This window comes from Gaiella sp., assembly GCF_057140465.1.
Window position 1 is genome coordinate 1 of record NZ_DBNHWK010000062.1, and the last position, 4,899, is coordinate 4,899.

At 72.1% G+C, this 4,899-nt stretch carries 6 protein-coding genes; 1 reads left to right on the forward strand and 5 read right to left on the reverse strand.

The features are described from left to right. Positions 1-139: 139 nt before the first annotated feature. Positions 140-367, forward strand: coding sequence for a DUF4314 domain-containing protein (locus AC162C_RS08660; protein ID WP_462974328.1), 228 nt, complete (start codon positions 140-142; stop codon positions 365-367). A gap of 52 nt (positions 368-419) precedes the next feature. Here the strand turns inward: AC162C_RS08660 and AC162C_RS08665 are convergent, their stop codons facing one another. From AC162C_RS08665 to AC162C_RS08685, 5 genes are all read right to left on the reverse strand, one after another. Beyond that, on the reverse strand, positions 420-962 hold the full coding sequence (locus tag AC162C_RS08665; RefSeq protein ID WP_484097201.1) for a CAP domain-containing protein: 543 nt from the start codon (positions 960-962) through the stop codon (positions 420-422). A gap of 155 nt (positions 963-1,117) precedes the next feature. Continuing rightward, entirely contained in the window at positions 1,118-2,476 is a 1,359-nt protein-coding gene (locus AC162C_RS08670) for a sensor histidine kinase (protein WP_484097202.1), read from the reverse strand. Between the two features lie 198 nt (positions 2,477-2,674). Next, positions 2,675-3,451 (reverse strand): DUF192 domain-containing protein, encoded by a 777-nt coding sequence (locus AC162C_RS08675; protein ID WP_484097203.1) that lies wholly within the window; start codon positions 3,449-3,451, stop codon positions 2,675-2,677. 20 nt (positions 3,452-3,471) lie between these two features. Further along, positions 3,472-4,386: a type II secretion system F family protein gene (locus AC162C_RS08680; protein ID WP_484097204.1), complete on the reverse strand. Its 915-nt coding sequence runs from the start codon at positions 4,384-4,386 to the stop codon at positions 3,472-3,474. A 15-nt stretch (positions 4,387-4,401) separates the two neighbouring features. Continuing rightward, a partial coding sequence (locus AC162C_RS08685) for a type II secretion system F family protein (RefSeq protein WP_484097205.1) occupies positions 4,402-4,899 on the reverse strand: 498 nt, incomplete at its 5' end.

The following is a 4,899-nucleotide window of genomic DNA, read 5'->3' on the forward strand; positions in this document are numbered from 1 at the left end:
GCGCCGGCGGGCCAGTCCTAAGCCGTCGAGTTCGGATCCGGACCGCCGACGCCTCCTGCGTTTCGACGTTGCCGTTGGCGACTCCTGCTTTTCGCCGGCCGGGGAGGAGAGGGGCCCTCCGGCGCCCAATACCACGACCATGGACGCGAACGGTGCACGGCATCTCCTCGAGCGGCTGCGCCTGCCGCTCACCCACGGCACGACCGTGGAGCTCGTCGGCGACCCGCTGGACGAACGGCTCCGAGTGGGCGACCGCGGCGTCGTCGAGCAGGTCGCCGCCGACGGCTCGGTCACGATCGCCTGGGAGAGCGGGCTCTCGCTGCAGGTCGACCCGCGACGGACGCCGCTCCGCCGGGTCGGCGCCTAGCGGCGAACCAGCAGCTCCGGTCGGCTCCGGGGAACGCCCGGCACCCGAGTCGTCAGCGACCGTTGGCGCGCGTGCCGAAGTCCGCCGTGATCACCCAGGCGGGCTGACCGCCGAAGTCCCCACCGGCCGCCGTGGCGCGGACGATGCCGAGGCCGAAGTCCCGGTAGACGGGGGAGAGCACGATGCCGCGATGCGGTGGCGAGGCGAGCCACGCCTTCACCGCGTCCTCCGCCGTCGGCTCGTTCGACGACGCGTAGAGGTTCTCGCCCACGGCCCAGGCGGCGTTCGGCCGGGGCGGGTACAGCTTCCTGATGCGGTCGGCGAAATGCGTCCCGTCGGGTGACTCGTGCGCGAACGTCCCCGCCGCGACCATCGCCCGCGAGTGGGAGAGGGCGGCGGCGCGCAGCCCGGGCGAGACCTTGAGCGGACGCAGGCCGCGGGCGGCACGGGCGTCGTTCACCGCCCCCACCAGCGCTCGCTCGAGCCCGGTCGCACGCTGCATCGACGCCGGGGAGGCGGCGGCGTATGCGGTCGCGACGAGGGCCAGCAGGAGCGCCCCGACCAGCACCGACCGCACTGCAGGACGAACGAGCATGTGGTGAACATCGGCTGATCGGAGGGCGCGAACGCCCCCCGTTCGGGGTACCGGGAACGGGGGCCCGGCGGGGTCCGTGCGGGGCGCCGCCTCCGGGATCGACGGTCACCCGCAGGGCGCGGTGTCGCCTTCCGGGAGTGCCCTCGCCCGGTGGCTCAGGGGGATCCTGGATCGTCCGGATCGACGGTCTGCCAGTGGGGCAGCGTGAACGTGAGCGTCGTCGGCCCGCCCGGCGCGCTCTCGAGCGAGAACGTCCCGCCGAGCATGCGGACGCGCTCGCCGATCCCGACGATGCCGAGACGACCACGTTGCGCGGCGCGAGAAAGAGCCTGCGGGACATCGAATCCCTCGCCGTTGTCAGTGACCCGGACGCTCGTCCCGCCGCGCCGGGAGCGCACCCGGATCTCGACCGCGGTCGCGCCGGAGTGCTCGCGGACGTTGGCGAGCGCTTCCTGGATCGCGCGGAACACCGCGATACGCTGCCCCGCGGTCAGCGACTCCGGGTCGCCCTTGATCTCGATGTCCGTCTCGATGTGCGTCCGCTCCGAGAACGCCTCGACCTCGCGGTGGAGCACCTCGCCCACGGGGCGGGAGATGATGCTCTTCGACTCGAGCGAATGAGCGAGCTCGCGCAACTGGTCGTCGATGGTCGCCACCCGCGCCACGAGGTCGTCGAAGCGCCGGTACGCGAGCTCGCGGTGGCTGTCGAGCACGAAGGGGTAGAGCTGATCGCGGAGGGTCCGGATCTCCTCTGCGAGCCCGAGGACGTTCTGGATCGGCCCGTCGTGCAGGTCGAAGCCGAGGCGCATCAGACGCCGCTCGCCGGCGCCGACGAGGGCGCGCTCGTGCCTCGCGCTCCGCTCGAGGAGCGCTGCGCGCTCGAGCGCGCCGGAAAGTGCGGATGCGATTGTCCGCAGGCCCTCGTCCGCGCGCGCGTCTCCACCCGCGTCGATGCGGGCGACGAGGACGCCGGTGGGCTCGCCCAGGCGCTGCACGCGCGCCGTCCGGAAGGACGCCCGACCGACGAGCGAGAGCGAGGGGATGCGGCGGAGCGCGGCCTTGGCCGTCGCCCGGACACGGCGGCTCGTCATCGCGTCCCCGACCGCGAGCACCGGCTCGATCGTCCCCGACGGGCCGCGCCACCAGAGGGACACCCCGGCGACGAAGCCGAGGTCGCGAAGTAGTCGCAGCGCGATCTCGGCCGCGACCAGGGGCGGGATCTCGTTGAGGGACGGATGGCGAGTTACCTCCCGAAGGAGCTCGAGGCGAACGGTGCAGTCCGGCTCCTGCCGTGCCGAGGCGAGTGACTCGACGGCGATCTCGATGTCCGCGCCTTCGAGCTCGCCCTCGGTCGCCAGCATCACGAGGACGTCGCCGGCGTACGACGTCGTCGCGAGGCGGTCGGCGGCCTCGGTCTGACCCGCCGCCTCCAGTGTGTGACGTGCCCGCTCGTGCGCGGCGGCGAGCAGCGGCAGCACCTGCCCGACGGCCCCGCCGGCGAGGCGTTCGTGCACGACGTCGAGCGTCGTGGCCGGGTGATCGGCCCGCTCGGGCGCACGGGGGAACGGCCGGTCGCTCCGGCGCGCCTCCTGCGAATGTCGTAGGGGTGACGCCATGCCAGGTGATCGCCTGCTCGTGGCCGCCGTCAGAGCTTCAGCGTCGTAGCCGTCACTCCTTCCCGCCTGCGTGCTCGTCACCGCTTGCGGTCGTCGTCATGCGCCGATCGGCACGACGGGCCCTGACTCATCGAGCGCCACCGAGACGGCGAACACGACGTCGGTCGTCTCCTCCCACTTGTCGTACACGCGGGCCGACTCGGGAGCCCTCGCCGCGACCTCGTCGCCGACGAGGAGCACGGACGTGTTGGGGCTCCGCGCAGAGATCGACTGGGCGAGCCGCAGCGACCGTCCGAGCTCGTCCTCGGTGTCGAGGACGACGACGTCGGGCGGCGACTGCTCCACCGCCTTCGAGAGCCGATCCGGGGTCACGAGCCGCGTCCCCACGATGCCCTCGCCTTCGAGCAGGAACCGTGCGAGCTTCGCGAATCGCAGGTCGCGGCTCGCGACGACGACCGATCCGCGAGCTGCCGCGAGCCTCGCGGGGCCCCCTTCCGGCAGGTTGTCCTCGGCTGCCCGGGGCGCCCACGTCACGCGGTCGCCGACGGACAGCCCGCGGCGTGCGCACTCCCTCGCCGGGAGCTCGACGACCTCGCGTGCGCCACGGCACGATGCGGTGCGGAACGGCTTCAGGCCTTCGTGGATCCGCACGACCACCTGGTCGTGGTCGAGGAAGACGACGTCGATCGGGAACCGCATGAACGCCGTGTGGATCGACCATGCGGGCCGCAGGACCATGCCCTCGCCCTCGTCGAGGGCGCCGCGCCCGAGGAGCCCCCGCATCCTGCGGGGCAGCGAGTCGGCGACGTGCACCGACTCGCAGAGGATCTTCCCGTCCTCTCGCCGGAGTGTGAGTACCGCGTTGCCACGCATCGACTCGGTCCTCCCTTCCGCTAGCCGAGCACGTCCCCGATGCTCATCAGCGCCGGAAGCAGCAGCACGACGAAGATCGCGGGGAAGATGAGGAACAGCAGCGGGAACAGCATCTTCACGGGCGCCTTCTGCGCGCGCTCCTCGGCGGCCGCCTTGCGGCGCTTCCGCATCTCCTCCGCGAGGTTGCGCATGATCTGCCCGGTCGAGACGCCGAGGGACTCGCCCTGCACCATCGCCCGCACGAACGCGCGGACGCCCGGCGTCTCGGCGCGCTCCTGGAGGTGGACGAGGCTCTCGCCGAGCGTCAGCCCCATGTTCTGCTCCTGGAGCGTCAACCGCAGCTCCTGCGCCAACGGGCCGCCGAGCCGATTCGAGGCGAGCTTGAGGCCCTGGTTGAAGCTGAGCCCTGCCTCGATCGTGACGACGAGCAGGTCGATCAGGTCGGGCAGCGAGCGCTCGATCTGATCGCGCCGGGCGCGCGTGCGATGGTTGACGTAGGCGCTGGGGAGCGTCCAGCCCGCCGCGGCGCAGAGCACCGTCGCCGCGACCACCAGGACGGGGTGGAGGCTCTCGAGGCCGGCGACCCAGAAGACGAGGACGGCGGCACCGAAACCGGCGATGAACTGGTACCCGAAGAGGCGCGCCGGGGTCGTCGTGTACATCCCGGCGGCCACGAGCCGCTTGCGCACGTCCTGCTCGCGCAGCCCCGAGAAGCGGTGACTGAGCCTCTCGCCGAGCCACGCGGCGGCCTGGTCGAACCAGTCCCGCAGCGAGCGCTCGTGCTCGTCGGTGAACGCCCCCGCCGTACCGGCGTAGCCGTAGGCGCTGATCTGCTCGACCGTCTCCGTCGTGGCCGACGTCAGGACGCCGCGAAGCACGAGCGTCACTGCGACGCCGAGGAGGACGATGGCGAGTATCGCGATGAAGAACAGCACTGGTTCCTCCCTCCTCTAGACCTTGATCTCGACGATCTTCTTGAGCACGAGCCCGCCGGCGACCACCATCAGGGCCGCGATCAGGAGCGCCGCCTGACCGAGGGCCTGGTGGAACAGCGGGTCGAGGTGCCGCGGGTTGACGAGCAGCAGGAACAGCAGCAGCGCGACGGGGATCGCGGTGAGGATCCAGCGTGCCAGGCGGCCCTGCGCGGTGAGCACCCGGACGAGCCGACGGAGCTCCATGCGGGCGCGGATGTTGGCGACGACCTGGTCGAGCACCTCCGCCATGTTCCCGCCTGCCTCGCGCTGGAGCATCGCGACGACCGCGACTTGGTCGAGGTCGGGGTTCCGCATCCGCCGCGCCGTGACCTGGAGGGCGTCGTCGAGCGGGACACCCAGCTGCTCGTCGGTGACGACGCGCTTGAACTCCTGGCGGGACGGCTCGATCGACTGCTCGACCATGACCGACATCGAGCCGACGAGGCTGTGGCCGGCGCGGAGCGCGGACGCCAT

Coding starts and splice junctions, on each gene's coding strand:
- AC162C_RS08665 (WP_484097201.1), bottom strand. CDS start 962: ATGCTCGTTCGTCCTGCAGTGCGGTCGGTGCTGGTCGGGGCGCTCCTG.
- AC162C_RS08675 (WP_484097203.1), bottom strand. CDS start 3,451: ATGCGTGGCAACGCGGTACTCACACTCCGGCGAGAGGACGGGAAGATC.
- AC162C_RS08660 (WP_462974328.1), top strand. CDS start 140: ATGGACGCGAACGGTGCACGGCATCTCCTCGAGCGGCTGCGCCTGCCG.